The 22,167-nt window shown below is 37.7% G+C and carries 9 protein-coding genes; 8 read left to right on the top strand and 1 reads right to left on the bottom strand.

Annotated features, from left to right (window positions below):
- The first annotated feature begins 9 nt into the window (after positions 1–9).
- The 8 genes from H6G76_RS17455 (at position 10) to H6G76_RS17410 (ending at position 21,412) form a co-directional block, all read left to right on the top strand.
- Positions 10–3,135 (top strand): condensation domain-containing protein, encoded by a 3,126-nt coding sequence (locus H6G76_RS17455; protein ID WP_190703076.1) that lies wholly within the window; start codon positions 10–12, stop codon positions 3,133–3,135.
- Between the two features lie 8 nt (positions 3,136–3,143).
- A complete protein-coding gene (locus tag H6G76_RS17450; protein WP_190703074.1) occupies positions 3,144–4,190 on the top strand; it encodes a TauD/TfdA family dioxygenase in 1,047 nt (348 codons plus the stop codon).
- Positions 4,191–4,294: 104 nt separating this feature from the next.
- Complete coding sequence (locus tag H6G76_RS17445; protein ID WP_190703072.1) at positions 4,295–7,489, top strand: non-ribosomal peptide synthetase; 3,195 nt, start codon at positions 4,295–4,297, stop codon at positions 7,487–7,489.
- Positions 7,490–7,507: 18 nt separating this feature from the next.
- A complete protein-coding gene (locus tag H6G76_RS37105) occupies positions 7,508–14,458 on the top strand; it encodes a non-ribosomal peptide synthetase (protein WP_242056437.1) in 6,951 nt (2,316 codons plus the stop codon).
- A complete protein-coding gene (locus H6G76_RS17425; RefSeq protein ID WP_190703070.1) occupies positions 14,459–18,841 on the top strand; it encodes a non-ribosomal peptide synthetase in 4,383 nt (1,460 codons plus the stop codon).
- 64 nt (positions 18,842–18,905) lie between these two features.
- Entirely contained in the window at positions 18,906–19,652 is a 747-nt protein-coding gene (locus tag H6G76_RS17420; protein ID WP_190703067.1) for a bifunctional 2-polyprenyl-6-hydroxyphenol methylase/3-demethylubiquinol 3-O-methyltransferase UbiG, read from the top strand.
- A gap of 26 nt (positions 19,653–19,678) precedes the next feature.
- Positions 19,679–21,130, top strand: coding sequence for an aminotransferase class III-fold pyridoxal phosphate-dependent enzyme (locus H6G76_RS17415; protein ID WP_190703064.1), 1,452 nt, complete (start codon positions 19,679–19,681; stop codon positions 21,128–21,130).
- A gap of 66 nt (positions 21,131–21,196) precedes the next feature.
- A complete protein-coding gene (locus H6G76_RS17410; protein ID WP_190703061.1) occupies positions 21,197–21,412 on the top strand; it encodes an MbtH family NRPS accessory protein in 216 nt (71 codons plus the stop codon).
- 362 nt (positions 21,413–21,774) lie between these two features.
- On the opposite strand, the gene H6G76_RS17405 is transcribed toward H6G76_RS17410, so the two are convergent.
- Positions 21,775–22,098 (bottom strand): phenylpyruvate tautomerase MIF-related protein, encoded by a 324-nt coding sequence (locus H6G76_RS17405; protein WP_190703160.1) that lies wholly within the window; start codon positions 22,096–22,098, stop codon positions 21,775–21,777.
- Positions 22,099–22,167: the final 69 nt, after the last annotated feature.

Genomic DNA, 22,167 nt, shown 5'->3' with positions numbered 1-22,167 from the left:
ATAAATACAATGAATAAAAAAAATATTGACGCGATTTATCCATTATCTCCGACTCAGCAAGGGATGTTATTTGAAACATTATTTACTCCCCATTCAGGTATTCATCTTGAGCAATCTATATTTACCTTACAGGGAGATGTAAATGTATTGGCTTGCGAGCAAGCTTGGCAAAAGATTATTGCACGACATTCAGTTTTAAGAACAGGCTTTGTCTGGAAAGAGCAGGAACAGCCACTTCAGGTAGTTTTGCGACAAGTAGCAGTTCCCCTAGCACAGCAAGACTGGCGAGAATATTCCTTACTAGAACAACAAGCAAAATTGCAAGCGTATCTTGAGAGCGATCGCGATCGCAGTTTCAATTTATCTCAACCACCTTTGATGCGTTTGGCACTTTTCCAAACTGATAATCATACTTATCAATTAGTTTGGACTTCTCATCATATTCTCATGGACGGCTGGTGTAATCCTTTATTATTTCAGGAATTCTTATCTTTTTACCAATCTTTAAGCCAAGGTCAAGATTTACAGCTTAAACCAGTTCGCCCTTACAAAGATTATATTGCTTGGCTTAAACAACAAGATGAACTACAAGTTATAGAATTTTGGCAAAAAAACTTAAAAGATTTTACCAAACCCACCTCTTTAGGAATAACAGCAGAACCCATAAATGATAGTAAGAATCAAGCGAAATATAGCGAACAAGAAATATATTTAAATGCTACAACCACAGAACATCTCAAATTTCTAGCTAAATCTCATCGCCTCACATTAAATACTATATTCCAAGGTATTTGGGCATTACTTCTTTGCCGCTATAGTAATGAAAATGATATTGTTTTTGGCATTACAGTCTCTGGTCGTCCAGCAAATTTACCAGGAATAGAATCAACTATTGGGCTATTTATTAATACTCTACCTTTAAGAGTTAAAATTAATAGTCATGAAAAGTTATTGCACTGGCTGAACAAAATCCAAACTTATAATCTTGAGTTACGTCAATATGAACACAGCAATGCAGGACAAGTTCATCAATGCAGTGAATTACCAGGACATCTACCTCTTTATGAAAGCCTTTTAGTTTTTGAGAATTATCCTGTAGATATAAATGCTTTACAGTCTGATGAGTTAAAAATTAACATCTCTGATTCGCATACTATTGGCGCACAAACTAAATATGCTCTCACCTTTTTAGCAACTGTTAATTCAGATTTACACTTAAAATGCGTTTATGACAAACGCCGTTTTGATAGGGCTGATGTAAAGCAAATTTTAGAACATTTTTTAACCCTATTAAATAGAATTATTTCTGATCCAGCAGCAACACTGCAAACACTTTTAGCACAAATTCCTCTAGAGCAAATTCCCAAAGTTAGACCTTTACAAAAATCTGCGCCTGTTCCAGAAGAACAAGTTGTACAAATTCAACGCACCCCCATAGAAGAAGTACTAGCAGGGATATGGACAGAAATTCTTGGTAAAAAATGTATAGGCAATCATGATAATTTTTTTGATTTAGGCGGACATTCACTATTAGCAACTCAGGTAATATCTCGCCTCCGAGATACCTTTAGAATAGAGATACCGCTAAGTTATTTGTTTGAGTCGCCAACTATAGCAGAATGCGCCCAGCGAATAGAAACGAAAATCAGAACTGGGGAAGAATTAGAGATTCCGCCAATCAAACCTATTAGCAGAAGTGAAAACTTACCTTTATCTTTTGCTCAACAAAGACTATGGTTACTCGATCAATTACATCCAGATAGCCATACTTATAACGATCCTACGGCTGTACGCTTAACGGGTTCTCTCAACATCACCGCTTTAGAACAAAGTCTAAATGCAGTCGTCAATCGTCACGAAATCTTACGTACAGTTTTCGTTACAGTCGCAGGGGAACCAGTTCAGAAAATTCAACCGATTACCCAGATTACTATACCGATAGTAGACTTAAGAGGAGATGAGCGATCGCCCCAACAAAAAGAAGCAGAAGCACAGTACCTCGCACTCAAAGAAGCACAACGCCCATTCAACCTAGCTCAAGGGCCACTAATACGAGCTACCCTACTCCAACTAGACAAAACAGAGTATGTCTTACTACTCACAATGCACCACATTATCTCTGATTTGTGGTCAATGACAATACTCATTCAAGAACTAGCAGACTTTTACACAGCTTTTAGCCAAGGTAAATCACTAACACTTCCAGACTTGCCAATTCAGTATGCAGATTTTGCTGTTTGGCAAAGAGAATGGATGCAAGGAAAGGTACTAGAAACTCAATTAAATTACTGGAAACAGCAACTAAAAAATGCTCCAACAAAGCTAGAATTACCCACAGATAAACCTCGACCTTTACAACCAACCTATACTGGCACAATTCAATCATTTCAACTATCCAAAGACCTCAGCGATGCACTGAAATTACTTAGCAAGCGAGAGGATGTGACTCTCTCTATGACCTTGCTAACAACGTTTAACGTTTTGCTGCACTATTACACTAAGCAAGAGGATATTGTTGTAGGTTCGCCGATTGCTAACCGTAACCGCAGTGAAATTGAAGGATTAATTGGCTTTTTTGTCAATAGTTTAGCTCTGCGGACAGACCTTTCCGGAAATCCTAGTTTTAGTGAATTGCTACGCCGGACACGTAAAGTAAGTTTAGGAGCATACTCTCATCAAGATTTGCCCTTTGAAAAGTTAGTTGCAGAATTGCAGCTAGAAAGAGACTTGAATTCTAATCCTATATTCCAAGTGTGGTTTGCTTTTCAGAATATAGCCACACCAGATATTCAAAAACTCACTTTGTCTTTACCTGAACTCACCCTTAGCCCATTTGAAATTGACAAGCAAAGTTCACCCTTTGATTTAGGACTTCTACTTGCAGAAGAAGCGGAAGGTATTAGTGGTTGCTTTGAGTATAAAACTGATTTATTTGCATCCAGCACCATAATCGGTATGACAGAAGTATTAGAAATGATTTTGCAATCTGTAGTTACCCAACCAGAGATTCGACTCAATCAATTAGTTGTAAAACTGCATGAATTAAACCAAGAAAAACAGATCGTTAGGGAACAAGAGTATAAAAATACAATTCGTCAAAAGCTCAGTCAAATTAAGCAGAAATCTCATCGTTAATCAATATTATGAACAATCTTGACTCACAAAAAAAACAAAGTATCGGCAATCTGGGAAACATCAAAAGAAAAACTATCAAGGTGTCACCAGCAGAATTAGTAGAAATCAAACCACTGCTTCCTGGAAAAAATATTCCTGTCTTGATTCAACCTGTTGTTGAAGGAGTGAATCTTGCAAGTTGGGCGAATAATAATCGAGAAATTATTGACAAGCTGTTGTTAGAACATAGAGCTTTACTGTTTAGAAACTTCGGTGTCTCTACAGCCAACCAATTCAACCAGTTTATCCAAGCAACTTCTAACGGGGAGTTATTAGAATACCGCGATCGCTCCTCACCTCGTCACTCTATTAGTGATAAAATCTATACTTCTACAGATTACCCTGCCGAGCATAGTATCTTCTTGCATAACGAAGGTACATATTGGTTGCGCTGGCCTTTAAAAATCTACTTTTGCTGTCTGCAACCTTCGCAACAAGGAGGCGAAACACCCATCGCTGATTGTCGCCAGATTTTTGCACGTATAAATCCCGAAGTCAGAGAGCGTTTTATCGAAAAGAAAGTCTTATATGTTCGCAACTATAATGATGGGTTGGGACTTCCTTGGCAAACAGTTTTTCAAACTACAAACAAAGCAGAAGTAGAAGAATATTGCCGTAAAAACGATATTGAATTTGAGTGGAAAGATGGCGAACGGCTCCGAACTCGTTTCTGTCGTCAAGCTGTGGCTCAACATCCCCAAACAGGCGAATTTAGCTGGTTTAATCATGCTACATTTTTTCATATCTCAACACTAGAAACTAAAATAAGAGAAGCATTACTAACATTAAAAGAAGAAAATTTACCCAACAATACCTATTATGGTGATGGTTCTCCAATAGAAGCTTCAGTATTAGATGAATTGCGAGATGCCTATTACCAAGAAAAAATATCTTTTCCTTGGAAAGCAGGAGATATATTAATGCTAGATAATATGTCAATAGCCCACGGAAGAGAGCCATTTATAGGTCAAAGGCAAGTTTTAGTAGGCATGGCAGAACCGTTTGGCAATCGATAAGATTACTATTTATTTTTGTTTATTAAAAATGAGAATATTAGCAATAGTTAATAACAATAATAAAAACTAGTTAACTTTATTTATCATCACGAAAGGATAGGAAGATGCGAACAGAAGTTTTAGAAGGAATACGACTTTCACCACAGCAGAAATATCTGTGGCTGTTGCAGCAAGAAAATAATAATCAACAGCCTTATCGCTCTCAATGTGCTGTTCTGATAGAAGGCAGTCTCAATACAGCTATCCTCAAACAAGCTTTGCAAGAAATTGTCAATCGGCAGGAAATTTTTCGTACTAATTTTAAATGCTTACCTGGTATGAATATTCCTGTGCAGGTAATAACAGATGGCAGCATCTTATGGCAAGAAGAATGTAACTTGAGTGATTATTCTCCTTCTCAGCAAGAGATAGAGATTGACAAAAATTTTGCTCAAATGCTTCAACTACCTTTCAATTTAGAGCAGAACTCTATTGTTTACGCATCTTTATTTACTCTATCGTCTCAAAAATATCTATTGATAATTAGTTTGCCAGCACTTTGCGCTGATTCGGCAACGCTGAGAAACTTAGTACGTGAACTTAGCAATTATTATCAACTTTTCTCAACTGGTGAAGAATCATCTGATGACTCAATTCAATATGCTGATATCGCTGAATGGCAAAATGAGTTACTTGAGGCTGAAGATACAAAAATAGGAAGAGAATATTGGCGTAAGCAAGATATTTTTCAGTTTTTGGATTTGCATCTACCATTAGAAAATAAGCAAGAAGTTGATTCAGATTTGCAACCGCAAGTTTTTTCTGTAAAAATCAATCCTGAAATTACAGAAAAAATATTATCATTGGCGCAAGAATATCAGACTTCTGTAGATATATTTTTATTAACTTGCTGGCAAATATTACTAATGCGTTTGACTGGACAGCCAGATATTGTAATTGGTATGGCAAGTGATGGCCGTCAATATGAGGAATTAAGTAGTGCTTTAGGACTATTGACAAAATATTTACCTCTACATTGTTATTTATCAGAAAGTAGCCAAATTAAGAATATATTAAATTACAATAATAAATCTATTGCAGAAATTTATGAATGGCAGGATAGTTTTAATTGGGAACTAATTTCAAATATAAATATTGCCAGCTATTGTCCTTTTGGTTTTGAATCGAATTTACAGCCAGCTAGTTATTGTAATACGGATGTTAAATTTTCAATTTACAAACAATATATTTGTACTGACAGGTTTAAAGTTAAATGCTCCTGTTGGTATCAAAATGATGCGTTGATTGTTGATTTTTATTATGATTCTCACTTATTTTCCGCAGAAACTATTCAAAGCGTGGCAGGAAATTTTGAGACGTTGTTAAAAAGTACAGTCAACCAGCCGTCAGCTACTATCAGTGAGTTAGAAATCCTCAATTTCTATGAATTACAGCAACTATTAGTTGAATTTAACAATACGCAGGTTGATTACCCAAAAAACAAGTGCATACATCAGCTATTTGAGGAGCAAGTCGAAAAAGCACCAAACAAAATAGCTGTTAGCTTTAACAATCAAAAACTAACTTATAGTGAATTAAATATTCGTGCTAATCAACTAGCACATTACCTCAGACAATTAGGAGTAAAACCAGAGGTATTGGTGGGGATTTGCGTTGAGCGTTCCCTGGATATGATTGTTGGCATTCTGGGTATCCTCAAAGCTGGCGGCGCATATCTACCACTAGATCCAAAATATCCCAAAGAACGACTAGAATTTTTATTATTAGATACTCAAACACCTGTTTTACTGACGCAGCAACACCTAGTAGAAAATTTGCCTGAACACAAAGCCAAATTAATCTGTTTAGATGCAGAATGGGACATTATTACCCAACAAAATTCAGCTAACCCCATTACTGAAGTCACATCTGAAAATTTAGTTTATGTTATCTACACCTCTGGTTCTACAGGTAAACCTAAAGGCGTAAAAATTACCCATCGTAATCTAGTTCACTCAACCATTGCTCGGATTAATTACTATCAAGAGCCTTTAACCAGTTTCTTATTACTCTCATCTTTTGCTTTTGATAGTTCAGTTGCCGGAATTTTTTGGACTTTATGTCAAGGCGGAACGCTGTTCTTTCCTCAAGAAGGTGGAGAACTGGATTTACCCGAACTGATTGAACTAATTGCCCAAAATCAGATATCACATACATTAACCCTGCCTTCACTTTATGCCCTACTTTTAGAACAAGCACAACCAGAAAAGTTGGCATCACTGCGTACCGTGATTGTGGCTGGCGAACCTTGTCCAAAAATTCTGGTGATGCGTCATTGGGAATTGCGACCAAACACGTCTCTGTTTAATGAATATGGCCCTACTGAAGGAACCGTTTGGAGTACCGTATATCATTGTCATAGGACGGAAATAGGAACGCAAATATCTATCGGTCGCCCGATCGCTAACACGCAAATCTATTTACTAGATTCGCATTTGCATCCAGTTCCTTTAGGCGTAGCTGGAGAACTATATATTAGTGGCGAGGGTTTAGCGCAAGGCTACCTCAATCGCCCTGATTTGACTGCACAAAAATTTATCCCAAATCCATTTAGCAATCAAGAAGGGGTTCGCCTTTACAAAACTGGAGATTTAGCACGTTATCTTCCAAACGGTAATATTGAGTTTCTAGGACGAATCGATCAGCAAGTGAAAATCCGAGGTTTTCGGATTGAATTAAGTGAGATTGAAGCAGTACTAAGTCAACATCCACAAGTGCGATCGCTTGTAGTTATTGCCAGAGAAGATGAACCAGGAAACAAGCGTTTAGTAGCTTACATAGTACCGCATCAGGAATACTCACCCACTTCTGATGAACTACGGCATTTCCTCCAAGAAAAGTTACCTGAGTACATGATGCCATCGGCATTTGTGCAGTTAGATTCTTTACCCCATCTGCCTAACGGGAAAGTAGACATCAAAGCACTACCCGCACCAGAAAAAATTAAAGTATCAGCTAATTTTGTCGCACCTCGGACACCTGTAGAAGAAGCGATCGCTCAAATTTGGTCAGAGATTCTCGGTGTTGAGCAAGTGGGAATTCATGACCGTTTCTTTGAGTTAGGAGGACATTCTCTACTAGCCACACAAGTAATTTCGCGATTACGTCAAACTTTGCAAGTAGAGTTACCTTTGCGCCAGTTTTTTGATGCTCCTACTGTTGCTGATTTAGCGGTTATGGTAGCCCAAACATTAGCACAACAAACAGATGAGGCAATGCTGTCCGAAATGTTAGCAGAGTTAGAAGCAGACAATATTTAATCAGGGAGAACGAAAACTATGACAGACATTACTAAACGAATTGCTGCTCTTTCTCCTGAAAAGCGCGAACTGCTATTGCAACGGCTGAACCAGCAAACAGAGAAAATTGCACCTACCGTTCTTACTGCTCAAAGTCGAGAATCTAACTCTTTTCCTTTATCTTTTGCCCAAGAAAGGCTGTGGTTTATTGAACAACTGCAACCAGGTAATGTTTTCTATAACATTACTCATGCTGTGCGTTTGCAAGGTAAGCTAAACATAGCAGCACTAGAACAAAGCATCAATGAGATTATTAGACGACATGAAGCTCTAAGAACTACTTTTACTGCCGTAGAAGGAAAACCTGTTCAAGTAATTGCTTCATCCTTAAGCTTAAAACTATCAATAATTGATTTGTGTGAAGTACCATCAGCAGATCAAGAGCAAGAATTACAAAAAATAATTATTGAAGAATCTCTAATTCCTTTTGATTTGACACGAGACCCGTTACTGCGGGTAAAGCTATTGCAGTTAAATCAAACAGAATATGTGATGGTATTTACCATGCACCATATCGTTTCTGATATTTGGTCGATAGGGGTGCTAGTGGATGAATTAGCCGTACTCTATCCAGCTTTTTATCATGGTAAAGTACCTTCTCTGCCAGAATTGCCCATTCAATACCCTGACTTTGCTGTTTGGCAAAGAAATTGGCTACAAGGTAAGGTTTGGGACGAGCAACTAGCTTACTGGAAGCAGCAATTAGCCAATCCTCCAATACTGCATCTACCCACTGACCGACCACGACCAACAATTTCTACTTTGGAAGGTGCGACTCAATGTTTTGTTTTATCCAAGGATTTAACTGAAGCATTAAATTCTTTAAGTCGCAGTGAAGGAGTAACTTTGTTTATGACTTTGCTAGCAGCTTTTAAAGTTTTATTGCACCGCTACACTGGTCAAGAGGATATCTGCATAGGTTCACCAATTGCTAATCGTAACCGAGCCGAAACGGAAAAACTCATTGGTTTTTTTGTCAACTCTTTAGTATTGCGAACTCATCTTGATAGCAACCTGACTTTTAGAGAGTTGCTGGTGAGAGTGCGTGAAGTGACATTAGGAGCTTACGATCGCCAAGATTTTCCTTTTGAAAAAATAGTTGAAGAACTTCAACCAGAGCGTAATTTATTAAGCTACAATCCACTTTTTCAGGTGTCTTTTCAACTCCAGAATACACCTATGGAAGTGCTGGATTTACCTGATTTGACTTTAAGCATGGTGGAATACGAAAATCAAACAGCAGCATTTGATTTAAATTTGACATTATCAGAAGAAATTAATGGGGAAATTAGCGCCAGTTTGGAATATAGCACTGAATTATTTGATGCAGCTACAATTGCGCGGATAATAGAAAATTTCCAAACCTTGCTTGCTGGTATTGTTGCTAACCCTCAAGCCAAGCTGTCTGAATTGCCATTATTAGCAGAGACTGAAAAACGCCAACTGCTTGTAGAGTGGAATGATACTCAAAAAACCTGGGCGCAGGATTTGTGTGTTCATCAGTTAATTGAAATCCAGGCAGAAAAAACACCGGATGCAGTAGCGGTTGTATTTAAAGAACAACAATTAACTTACCGGGAATTAAACAACCAGGCTAACCAACTAGCACATCATTTACAAACATTGGGAGTTGCACCAGAAGTATTGGTAGGTATATGCATCAATCGTTCTCTAGAAATGATGGTAGGACTGTTAGGAATTCTCAAAGCTGGTGGTGCTTATCTACCCTTAGACCCTACATATCCGCCAGAACGTTTAGCATATATGCTAGCAGATTCACAATTACCAGTCCTATTAACTCAAAACAAACTATTAGACAAACTTCCACAACACCAAGCACAAACAATCTGTCTGGATAAGGATTGGCAAAACTTTGCTGATTACTCTCAAAATAACCCTGACAGTGCCGTCAAACCAGACAATTTGGCTTACATAATTTATACTTCCGGTTCCACTGGAAAGCCTAAAGGCACAATGATTGTTCATAGTGGTATGGTGAATTATTTAAGCTGGTGTACAAAAGCCTATAATGTTGCTGATGGAGAAGGATCTACAGTTAATTCCTCTATTGCTTTTGATGCCACGATTACCAGTTTATTCTCTCCTTTATTAGTAGGGCGTAAAGTAGTCCTTTTACCAGAGGAAGATGAAATAGAAGCACTTAGACAAGCTTTGTGTTCTGCTTGTAAGTTCAGTTTGGTAAAAATTACCCCTGCTCATTTAGAAATACTTAAGGATTTATTAGGTGGTGAAGAAGTAAACATCAACACGCAAGCATTTATTATTGGTGGTGAAGCTTTATCAGAGAAAATCACTTCCTTCTGGCAAAAACAAGCACCACATACTAGATTAATTAACGAATATGGCCCCACAGAAACAGTAGTAGGATGCTGTATTTATGAAGTGGACAAAAAAAGCTTCCCTTTAGGGAATATTCCCATTGGTCGTCCGATTGCCAATACTGAAATATATATTTTAGATAACCATTTACAGCTAGTTCCTATTGGAGTTGTGGGTGAACTGTATATTGGTGGTGCTGGTGTCGCTAGAGGTTATTTAAATCGTCCCGAATTAACTTTAGAAAGATTTATTGACAATCCTTTTAGTAATCAGCCAGGAGCAAAGTTATATAAAACTGGTGATTTAGCCCGTTATCTTTCAGATGGCAATATTGAATACCTCGGACGCATCGATCAGCAAGTTAAAATTCGTGGCTTTCGTATTGAGTTAGGGGAAATAGAAGCGAGTCTCAGACAACATGAGTCTGTAGAAGATGCTTTAGTCATCAGCAAAGATAATCGATTGATATCTTATTTGATTCCGTCTTCTTTATATAATGAACAGGAATTGCTGGCACAACAAGTTTCAGAGTGGCGATCGCTCTATGATGAAACCTATAGTCAGACTAATTCCAATCACGAGGCATCGTTAAATCTTACTGGTTGGAATAGTAGCTATACAAATTTACCAATACCGCAAGACCAAATGCAGTATTGGGTCAATTCGACAGTTGAGAGAATTTTAGCTTGTCAACCAAAGCGTGTCCTAGAAATTGGTTGTGGAACTGGATTATTGCTGCTGCGTGTTGCACCCCACTGTAGCCAATATTGGGCAACAGATTTCTCAGCCACCGCTTTGAATTATGTACGAAAAGTTTTAGACACTCAACAAAAGCCACTACCTCAAGTCCGGTTGTTTCAAAGGCTAGCAGATAACTTTGAGGAAATTCAATCTACTAGTTTTGATACTGTAATTATTAACTCAGTTATCCAATATTTTCCGAGTATTAACTATCTATTGCGCGTTCTAGAAGGGGCAAGTCAATTAGTTGAATCTGGAGGTAAAATTTTTGTCGGAGATGTGCGTAATTTAGCACTACTGAGTGCGTTTCACACTTCAATTGCTTTGTATAATGCGCCTGATTCTTTATCGATTGAGGAATTACAACAGCAAGTTCAAAAATGCCTGAATCAAGAAGAAGAACTGGTGGTTGATCCGGCTTTCTTTCTCACATTACCGCAGCATTTACCTCAAATTACCTATGTCCAAATTCAACCGAAGCGTGGCTATGACCGCAACGAACTTACCCTGTTTCGTTATGACGTAATTCTTCATGTTGGTAATCAAGTTGACATTCCACGAGATGTTACATGGTTAGACTGGCAACAGCAAGGATTAACATTAACTGCGCTTGTACAGTTATTAGAGTCCACCCAACCGCAAATACTAGGACTGCGCCGAGTACTAGATGCGCGTTTGATAGCAGAAGTGAAAACTTTAGAATTGCTCAAACAGGAATCAGCACCGCAAACAGTGGGTGAACTGCGGTCTTTGCAGCCAGAGATTTTAAAAGAAGCTGTAGAACCCGAAGATATATGGGCTTTAAGTGACAAATTACCTTACAAAATAGAAATTATTTGGACGAATGGTGGTATTGATGGCTGTTATGATGTTCTATTCCAGCGACAAACCCCAGCAACAGGAAAAATAGTTGCTTTTCCAATAAAAAAACAATACCTCAAATCTTGGCATAATTACGCAAACAATCCCTTGCAGGGTAAAATTGCTCGCCAGCTTGTACCAGAACTGCGCCAGTATCTCCAATCAAAGCTGCCTGAGTATATGTTGCCTTCAGCGTTTGTGCTAGTTGATGCTTGGCCACTGACAGCAAATGGTAAGATAGACAGGCGATCGCTTCCCTCTCCCAATCAGACAAGACTAGAGTTAGAAGCTGATTATGTGGTTGCAAGTAATCCCATCGAAGAAAAACTAGTATCAATCTGGTCTGAAATTTTAGCTGTACAGCAGATAGGTATTCACGATAACTTCTTCAATCTTGGTGGACACTCACTGCTGGCTACTCAAGTTATCTCACGGGTGCGAGATGCTTTCAATGTGGAAGTACCGTTGAGTTGTTTATTTACCAACCCTACTGTTGCTGGGTTAGCCGAAAATATCCAAACCTCGTTGCAGTCGGCAAAAATTATCGAATATCCTCCTATTCAACCTGTTTCGCGCAATGGAGATTTACCCCTCTCCTTTGCTCAACAACGGTTATGGTTTATCAGCCAGCTAGTACCCGATAGTCCCCTCTACAACGTTTCTCTACCTGTTCGTCTTACGGGTTTACTAGATATATCTGCACTAAAAGATAGCTTCGATGCGGTTGTACAAAGACACGAAAGTTTACGGACTAGCTTTGTTGCTGTAGAAGGACAGCCAATGCAAGTTATTGTGCCAAATTTAGATTTGTCATTGCCGATTGTAGACTTGCAAGCATTAGAAGCATCAGAACAAGCTAACCAAGTGCAGAAATTGGCTACAGAAGAAGAATTAACGCCTTTTGATCTCACTTGTTGTCCTTTATTACGAGTCAAACTGCTGCGGCTGCATGAGACAGAACACATATTGCTGCTGACAATGCACCACATTATTTCTGATGGTTGGTCGATGGGGATTTTAGTTCAAGAACTGGTAACTTTGTATGAGGCTTTTTCTCATGGTAAGCCTAACCCTTTAGCACCTTTACCAATACAATATGCTGATTTTGCTGTTTGGCAAAGGCAATGGTTACAAGGAAATGTTTTAGAATCTCAATTAGCCTATTGGAAAAAACAATTATTAGGTGGTAATTTACCAACCTTAAAGTTACCTATTCAGCGTCCTCAACCCGCTAATCCTACTTTTAAAGGTGCGAGTTACAGTTTTGAACTATCTGGAGATTTATCGCAACAGATTCTCGAATTGAGTCGCCAAGAAAATGTCAGTTTATTTATGACTTTACTGGCAGGTTTACAAACTTTGCTTTACCGCTACACCAATCTAGATGATATTGTTGTCGGTACAGATATTGCTAATCGTACTCAGAGCAAAACTGAATTACTAATTGGGTTTTTTATTAACCTGTTAGTGTTACGCACAGATATGCGTGGGAATCCCAGTTTTAAAGAGTTATTACAACGAGTGCGTGAAGTTACTTTACAAGCTTATGCTCACCAAGATTTACCTTTCGACAAACTAGTAGAAGAGTTAAAAACAGAAAGAGATTTACAGCAAACGCCTCTATTTCAAGTGCTGTTTGTTTTGCAAAATACACCTACATCAGAAATTGAATTGACTGATTTAAAAGTACATCCTCTAGAAATTGAAGATGGACAATCAAAGTTTGATTTAGCTTTATTTGCTGTAGAAATAGAACAGAAAATTTCCTTTAATTGGAGATACAAAACAGATTTATTTGATGAGAGTGCGATCGCTTGCTTTTCCACACACTTGAAAACCCTCCTTACTAGCATTGTAGCGCAGCCAGATACCAAGATTAATTCTTTAGAAATGCTGACTCCAGAGGAGAAACAACAACAAATTAGCGAAAAAACTAAACGTCAGTCTGCTAACTTCCAAAAATTTAAAATGGTCAAGCCTAAAGCTATCAGCTTGACTCAAGAACAATTAATTAAAACTAGTTATCTTCAGCCAGGAGAAACTTTACCTTTAGTTTGTCAACCTAATGTCTGTGACTTGGATATCATCGATTGGGCTAAAAACAATCGAGAATTTATTGAAACTAATTTATTGAAACATGGTGCTATTCTGTTTAGAGGATTTAACACCACTTCTGTAGCGGATTTTGAAAACTTTGCTCAAGCTATTTGTGCAGAATTATTTGGTGAATATGGTGATTTACCCCGTGAAGGTTTAGGTGGAAAGGTATATGGTTCTACACCTTATCCCGCAGATAAAGCTATTTTATTCCACAATGAAAGTTCTCACCTGCACAGATGGCCGATGAAAATTTGGTTTTACTGTGTACAACCAGCACAAGAACGGGGAGAAACACCAATTGTTGATTGTCGTAAAGTTTATCAATTACTAGATTCTGAAATCAGAGAAAAATTTGCCCAAAAGGGATTAATGTATGTCCGTAACTACACAGATGAACTAGATGTAAGTTGGCAAAACTTCTTTCATACCAGTGATAAATCAGCAGTCGAAAGATTCTGTAATCAAAATGGAATTGAGTGGGAATGGAAGGCAGACTGCGGTTTAAAAACGAAAGAAATTCGGCAAGCGATCGCTAAACATTCCAAAACAGGCGAATTAGTATTTTTCAATCAAATTCAGTTGCATCATATAGCTTATTTAGATACACCAGTCCGCGAGTCTCTCTTATCATTGTTCGGTGAAAACAACCTACCGCGAAATGTTTATTACGGTGATGGTAAGCCAATTGAGCAATCAGTAATTGATGAAGTTACTGCTGTTTATCAACAAGCTGAAATTGCTTTCCCTTGGCAAAAGGGAGATGTTTTAATGCTCGACAATATGTTGGCTGCACACGCACGTAATCCCTACGTAGGAAGTCGCAAGATTGTCGTAGCAATGGGCGAAATCGTGAATGCTAAAAATATAGAAGTACTAGGTGTTAAATAAATGCAGACTCAAGAAAAACTTATCAATGGATTTCGACTTTCACCGCAACAAAAACGTATTTGGAATTTACAAAAAGATAGCAGTGTTTATCGCGTTCAGGCTGCTGTCACTATAGAAGGCAATTTGAAAGTAGATTTCTTAAAATTAGCATTAGAAAAAGTCATAAATCGTCACGAAATCCTGCGAACTAGCTTTATTAAGCCACCGGGAATTAAAACTCCCATCCAGAAAATAAATGCTCAAGGATTGCTATTTTGGCAAGAAATTGATTTAAGCAATCGCACCTATTTAGAAGAATCAAATCAACTTGAATCTTTATATCAACAAGAAAGGTTAATTCCTTGGGATTTTGAGCAAAGTTCGCTGTTGCGTACTTCCCTAATTAAGTTGTCGCTAAACAAGTCAATTTTACTGCTAAATCTCCCCGCAATTTGCGCTGATAGCTGGTCAGTCAAAAATTTAGTCCAAGAAATTAGTCAATGTTATAGTGCTTGCTTACAAGGTCTAGAGCTAAGTAACGAAGAAGTTGTACAATATTTGCAATTTTCTGAATGGCAGAATGAATTACTAGAAGATACAGACGCAGAAGTTGGCAAACAATATTGGGAAAAATATAATCTTTCTCTTTCTAAACTACCCAAAGTATCGCTACCTTTTGAGAATAAGCTAATAGCTGATTCTGGTAAATTTAGCATTGGCTCTTATGAGTGTAAGATTGAGTCTAGATTGTTAGCTAAAATAGCAGTGATAGTTGAGAAAAATCAATCATCAATTTCTGACTTTTTACTTAGCTCGTGGCAAATTTTATTATGGCGATTGACTCAACAAGAAAACATTGTTATTGGTATCGCTGCGGATGGACGTAAATATGAAGAATTAGAAACAGTCATCGGACTTCTTAGCAAATATGTACCAATATCAGTAAATTTATCCAGTAACTTACTATTTAGAGAAGTATTGCAAATAGTTAGAGAATCAGTACAAGCATCTGGAGAATGGCAAGAATATTTAACCTGGGAGAATTTGACGGAATTTACAGACAATATACCTTTTAGTTTTGAGTTTCAAACAGAAACAGCAAAGTACTATGCTGAGGAAGTTTCCTTTTCAATTGACAATCAGTTTGCTTGTACAGACCGATTTAAAATCAAACTTTCCTGTTACCAAAAAATAGATTATTTAACAGCTAAGTTTGACTATGATGTGAATTTATTTAGCGCAGAAGCTATCAAACTTTTAGCTGGATATTTTCAGACTTTACTAGAAAGTGCTGTTGATGCTCCTGACACTCGAATTGATAATTTAGAAATATTAACTGATAACAAGCGTCAGCAATTGTTAATCGAATTTAATAACACCCAAGTAGATTATCCCCAAGATAAATATTTTCAACAACTATTTGCAGAACAAGCATTACGCACACCTGATAGTATTGCTGTTGTATTTGCCGACCAAAAATTAACTTACGCTCAACTAAATTCTCGCTCTAATCAATTAGCAAATTATCTGCAAAAACTAGGGGTTAAACCAGAAGTATTAGTAGGGGTATACATGGAGCGTTCCCTAGAAACCATAGTTGCAATCTTGGGTATCCTCAAAGCTGGAGGTGCTTACCTACCCCTAGATTCAGCATTACCAGCCACAGCCTTAGGGTATCGTTTACAAGATGCTGGTGTATCTGTGGTTTTAACACAGCGATCGCTAGTTGATAAAATTCCTACTGACACTACACAAATAATTTGTCTAGATACGGACTGGGAACTAATCAACCAAGAAAATCAAGAAGAGTTCCCAACTACAGTACAGCCAGAAAACTTAGTATATGCCATCTATACCTCTGGTTCTACAGGACAACCAAAAGCTGTTTTAGTCGAACATCGTCAACTTGTTAACTATATTTACGCCATCATCGCCAGATTAAACTTAGCAAAAGGTGCTAGCTTTGCTACAGTTTCCACCTTTGCAGCAGATTTGGGTAATACCGTCATCTTTCCCGCATTGTGTACAGGCGGATGTCTGCATATAATTGCTCAAGAAACAGCAGCCGATCCTCAAGCACTCGCTGATTATTTTCAACGCCATCCGATAGACTATCTCAAAATAGTTCCTTCTCATCTGACTGCGCTTTTGGCTGTATCTCCAACCTCTTCAATCCTACCTCAAAAGAGTTTAATCTTAGGTGGTGAAACCAGCACTTGGCAACTAATAAAGCAGATTCAACAATTATCGCCTGAATGCCAGATTTTTAATCATTATGGCCCTACAGAAACAACTGTAGGAGCGTTAACTTACTCAATCACTAAACAAACAAGACAACTATCATCAACCGTTCCTTTGGGACAACCTTTAGCTAATACTCAAGTTTATGTTTTAGACGAACAATTACAACTCGTACCTATCGGTGTACCGGGTGAGTTGTATATCGGTGGTGCGGGATTAGCCAGGGGTTATTTAAATCAACCAGAACTTACAAACGCCAGATTTATTCAAAATCCCTTTGTATATGATTCTCAAGCACGTTTATACAAGACAGGAGACAAAGTACGCTATTTAAATGATGGGAATTTAGAATTTTTGGGACGAGTTGATCGCCAAGTAAAAATTAGAGGTTTCCGCATCGAGTTAGAGGAAATTGAAACGACGCTTAAACAACATTCAGGCGTGCAAGAAGTGGTAGTTATAGCAACAGAAGAAACATCTGGTAACAAACGTTTAGTAGCATATATAGTTACTAGTCCTCAGTTCCGCTTGAGCAATCAGAATTCTCAGGTGATCGCCAGTGTTCTTCGCAGCTTTTGTTTAGATAAACTTCCAGAATACGCTATCCCCTCTACTTTCGTATTACTCAAAGCATTACCATTAACAGCTAATGGTAAAATTGACTATCAAGCACTACCAAGTCCTGAACAAACCCGTGCCGAACTAGAGCAACTTTATGTAGCACCAGGTACAGATTTAGAAAGACAAATAGCACAAATTTGGTCAGAAATAATAGGTTTAGAAAAAATAGGAATCTACGATAATTTCTTTGAGTTGGGTGGACATTCTTTACTCATCACTCAACTACTCGCCAAAATCCGAAAAGTCTTCTGTGTAGAACTTCCCTTAAAAGTTTTATTTGATGCACCTACTATTGCTGAGTTAGCTGCACAGATAGATAGTACACAAATAGCAGATAGCTCAACTATCAATCTTGATGCCGAAGCAGTTTTAGATTCAAGCATTGTTCCCGCAGCTAAATATATACAGAAACAAACTCCACCTGCTGCTATTTTATTAACAGGTGCGACAGGTTTCTTAGGAGCTTTTTTACTTTACGAACTCCTACAAAAAACTACAGCAGATATCTATTGTTTGATTCGGGCAAAAACAACGGCGATCGCCACAGAACGATTGCAAAATCATTTAAAATCCTATTTGTTATGGAATGAAAGTTTTAATCAACGGATCATTCCCTTAATAGGAGATTTATCTCAGCCACTTTTAGGACTTTCATCAGAGCAATTTGCGGCGATCGCATCTCAAATTGATGTCATTTATCATAACGGCGCATTTGTCAATTTTACCTATCCTTATTCTCAACTCAAAGCCGCGAATGTCTTGGGAACTCAAGAAATATTAAGATTAGCCGCACAAACTAAAGTTAAGCCAGTACATTTTATTTCTACCATTGGTGTTATTGGTGCGGCTGATTCTGCTGTAGAACTCATCCAAGAACATACACCAATTAATCACAGCCAAAACATTAGTAGTGGCTATACCCAAAGTAAATGGGTAGCAGAAAAATTAGTCCAAATAGCAGGCGATCGCGGCATTCCCATATCTATATATCGACCAGGACGGATTTCTGGAGATAGTAAAACAGGTGTTTGTAATCCTGATGACCATACTTTTAGAATGATTCGCGGCTGCATTCAACTAGGCAGTGTACCTAAGCAAGATGCGATGGTTAACTTAACGCCTGTCGATTATGCCAGTCAAGCCATAATTTATTTATCACAACAACCAACCTCATTAGGCAAAGTTTTTCACATCATCAACCCTCAACCTTTACATTGGAGGGAAGTTGTTAACTCAATCGTCTCTTTTGGCTATCCGCTTCAACAAATTTACTACCCAGAATGGCATTCAAAACTATTAAAAGAAATTGAGCGATCGCCTGAAAATGCATTGTATCCTCTCATTGGCACACTGACTGATAGCGAATCTCAAAACACCAATACAGAAGATTCCCCAAACCAACAAATTGACTTTCAAAATACCCTGACTGGATTAGCAGAAACTACAATTATTTGTCCACCACTGGATAGGCAATTGTTAACCACTTATCTTTCTTATTTAATTAGCCGTGGTTCCTTAGAAAATCCCTCAAACCATAACTAACAATGCAACTCTGCGAACCTCTGCGTTTATCTCAGCGTCACTCTGCGTTTAAAACCCAAAACTTATGCTTTCATCAACTCGTTATTCTGCTTACGATTCCTTTGCACGTATCATCAATGAAACTTGGGGGCCAGAAGTTAGCGAATCGCAATTTCCTGATATAGAACAATTATTACTTAATCATCTTCCCCAAAAAGCTCAAGTTCTTGATATTTGCTGTGGCGCAGGACATTTAGCTAAGAAACTAGTCCAAAAAGGATATCAAGTCACTGGAATTGATGGCTCTGAAAGACTCATAAAATATGCCAGAGATAACGCTCCCAGTGCTAAATTCATCATTGATGACGTGCGTGATTTTAAATTATCATCAAACTTTCATGGGGTAGTTTCAACAGATTACGGACTCAATCATGTTATCAATCTAGACGAATTAACCAACGTATTTAAAAACGTATATACAGCACTTCTCCCTAATGGCATATTCATGTTCGACTTAAGCCTAGATAGGCGGTATCAATCTGATTGGAATAACTCAATGGTTGGAGATATCCAAGACGAATATGCTTGGGCATTAAGACGTAGCTATAACTCAGAAGAAAAAATCGGTACAATCGATATTACTATATTTGAATTAATTAACCAAAATTGGCAACGTCACGATATTACTTGGTTAGTTAAAGGCTATTCTCAAATACAAGTATTATCTGCTCTGCAAAATGTAGGATTCAAAAAAGTTGAATCCTACAACAAAGAAAACATCCTCACAGGAACAGAAGACGCTACTTTAGCCTATTTTGTTTGCACTAAATAAAAGTAATCATTAATCAGCAAAAATATATGGTTATCGCCCAAGAAATTTATCCAACAGACACCAAAAAAATCGGTGAAATATTATCGACTATAAATCTAACTCCACGTCAGCGAGAATATTTAGAAGATTTTATCAATCGCTATAGCCATAAAACTAAAACCTCAAAACATCTTGCCCAAGCTAGTCGGCCATTTTTAGCTGACAATAAAACCTTTATTGATTTCCAATTACCTCTGAAAGAGATTTATTACCCTATTGTTACCAAACATTCTTCTGGCTGCAAAATCTGGGATGTAGATGGTAATGAATATATAGATTTAGTCATGGGATTTGGCGTAAATCTATTTGGTCATAATCCACCTTTTATTAAAGAAGCATTAGCTGTACAAATAGAAACAGGTCTACAACTAGGTTCCCAATCAGAAATTGTTGGTGAAGTTGCTCAATTGATTTGTGAACTCACAAAAATGGAGCGAGTTGCCTTTAGCAACACAGGTACAGAAGCCATCATGACAGCAATCAGGATGGCACGAACAATTACAAGACGTAATAAAATTGTTATATTTTCTAACTCATATCATGGTCATTTTGATGGTACTTTAGGGAAGGTAAAAACTATAAATGATGCCTTACAAACTGTACCCATTGCATCAGGAATACTAGCTAATTTTGTTGCAGATATTTTAGTTTTAAAATATGGGGAACAGGAATCGCTTGACGCGATCGCTAATCATGCTCAAGAATTAGCTGCTGTTTTAGTTGAGCCAGTTCAAAAAGAAAATTTGGATTTACAACCCCAAGCCTTTCTTCAACAACTCAGCAAACTAACAAAAGAATCGGGAATAGCATTAATTTTCGATGAAATGGTTACAGGTTTTCGCATTCATCCAGGTGGCGCACAAGCTTGGTTTGGCATTGAAGCAGACATAGCTACCTATGGTAAAATCGTCGGTGGTGGAATAGCGATCGGCATCATTGCAGGTAAAGCCAATTTTATGGATGCGATCGATGGTGGAATGTGGAATTATGGAGATTTATCATATCCTCACCAGCAAACTACTTTTTTTGCGGGAACTTACTGCAAACATCCCCTAGCTTTAGCAGCAGCTAAAGCAGTTTTACAACATTTAAAAACCCAAGGTTCTACTCTACAAAATGACTTAAATCAACGTACAACTAAGTTTGTCAAAACCCTGAATACTTACTTTGAGCAAGAAGAATTACCTATCCAACTTACAAATTTTGGCTCAATTTTTGGCCCAGTTTATTCAGAAAATGATAGCAACGAAGATGCTGAAAATAATGAAATTTCCTTAGCTTATAATTTACTTTATTACCATCTACTTGACCAGGGAATTATGCTGAGAGGTAATGGAGGGTTTTTATCTACAGCCCATACAGATGAGGACATCAATCACATTATCCAGGCTGTGAAAAATGGCATATCACAACTACGAGAAGGTGAATTTTTACCTTAATATCTTCAACATCTGATCAGTGCGAATTTAATTCATCCACACTTACTTAATTTCAAGGAAATAACAATGTATCAAAGAGATCAAGAAGACACAACTATTTACAAAGTCGTAGTCAATCACGAAGAACAATATTCAATCTGGCCAGCAGAAAAAGAAAATCCTCTTGGCTGGAAAGATGTAGGTAAATCAGGGCTTAAATCAGAATGTCTTGAATATATTAAGGAAGTTTGGACAGACATGAGACCGTTAAGTCTACGTCAGAAAATGGCAGCAAAAACCTAAAGTTGTCAGCTAAATTGCTCCAATTCCCCAAAGAATCAGATGAATGAAATAGCTCCCGCTCTTTTAAACGAATTACTGGGCGTAATACTTTTTGCTGTTGGCTGAGGTTACTGCAACCATCTTTTTCTAACAAACACCAATATATTGGCCACGCTCTTTTTTGGTAAATTACACTAACCATCAACACATTATTTTCTTTCCACTGTGTTCTATCCATCGCAATTGTTAATTGTGACCCCAGTTGAAAGTGTTGGTTAATTAGGGCTTCAATAATCGGAAACCACAAAACTACTACACTTAAGGCATTTAGCGTTAAAAACCTTTGTATATGCCGTCTACGACTATTGTCAAAATCACGTGAATTAACCAAATGTTTTGCTATCCCAGCCCCACATAGCACCTTTAGCATCCGCAAATTCTATGTAAATCCGATTTTCCGGTACACCTAAAGTTTGATTAATCTGTTGGCAAAAATCCTGACTCATTGCTTCCGTTTGATTGGGCTTCATTGTACCAATACTCTTAATTTCGATGTAACAAACGGGGTCTGTAGTGCCTGCAAAAGTCATGGAAACCTCTGCTTCAAAAGCTGTCATGACATATGATTCGGGTTTACCTAAATGTTTCGCTAATTTGCTTGATAAGCTCTTAAGCCTTAAGGGGCTACAAAAAGGGCTAGAATGCAGACAGAATAAGTCTCATAGCTCTTTGACCTTGTTGGTAGAAAGGACGCTTATTAGGACTTAATGTCAATA

Origin of the sequence: Nostoc sp. FACHB-152, from assembly GCF_014697475.1 — a bacterium.
Classification (GTDB): Bacteria; Cyanobacteriota; Cyanobacteriia; order Cyanobacteriales; family Nostocaceae; genus Nostoc_B.
The sequence above is the reverse complement of the archived record's forward strand: the minus strand, read 5'-3'. Positions and strand labels throughout refer to the sequence as shown.

Excerpts from the sequence above, each read along its gene's own strand:
- H6G76_RS17415 (WP_190703064.1), top strand. The coding sequence starts at position 19,679 with ATGGTTATCGCCCAAGAAATTTATCCAACAGACACCAAAAAAATCGGT.
- H6G76_RS17450 (WP_190703074.1), top strand. The coding sequence starts at position 3,144 with ATGAACAATCTTGACTCACAAAAAAAACAAAGTATCGGCAATCTGGGA.
- H6G76_RS17425 (WP_190703070.1), top strand. The coding sequence starts at position 14,459 with ATGCAGACTCAAGAAAAACTTATCAATGGATTTCGACTTTCACCGCAA.
- H6G76_RS17445 (WP_190703072.1), top strand. The coding sequence starts at position 4,295 with ATGCGAACAGAAGTTTTAGAAGGAATACGACTTTCACCACAGCAGAAA.
- H6G76_RS37105 (WP_242056437.1), top strand. The coding sequence starts at position 7,508 with ATGACAGACATTACTAAACGAATTGCTGCTCTTTCTCCTGAAAAGCGC.
- H6G76_RS17455 (WP_190703076.1), top strand. The coding sequence starts at position 10 with ATGAATAAAAAAAATATTGACGCGATTTATCCATTATCTCCGACTCAG.
- H6G76_RS17420 (WP_190703067.1), top strand. The coding sequence starts at position 18,906 with ATGCTTTCATCAACTCGTTATTCTGCTTACGATTCCTTTGCACGTATC.
- H6G76_RS17410 (WP_190703061.1), top strand. The coding sequence starts at position 21,197 with ATGTATCAAAGAGATCAAGAAGACACAACTATTTACAAAGTCGTAGTC.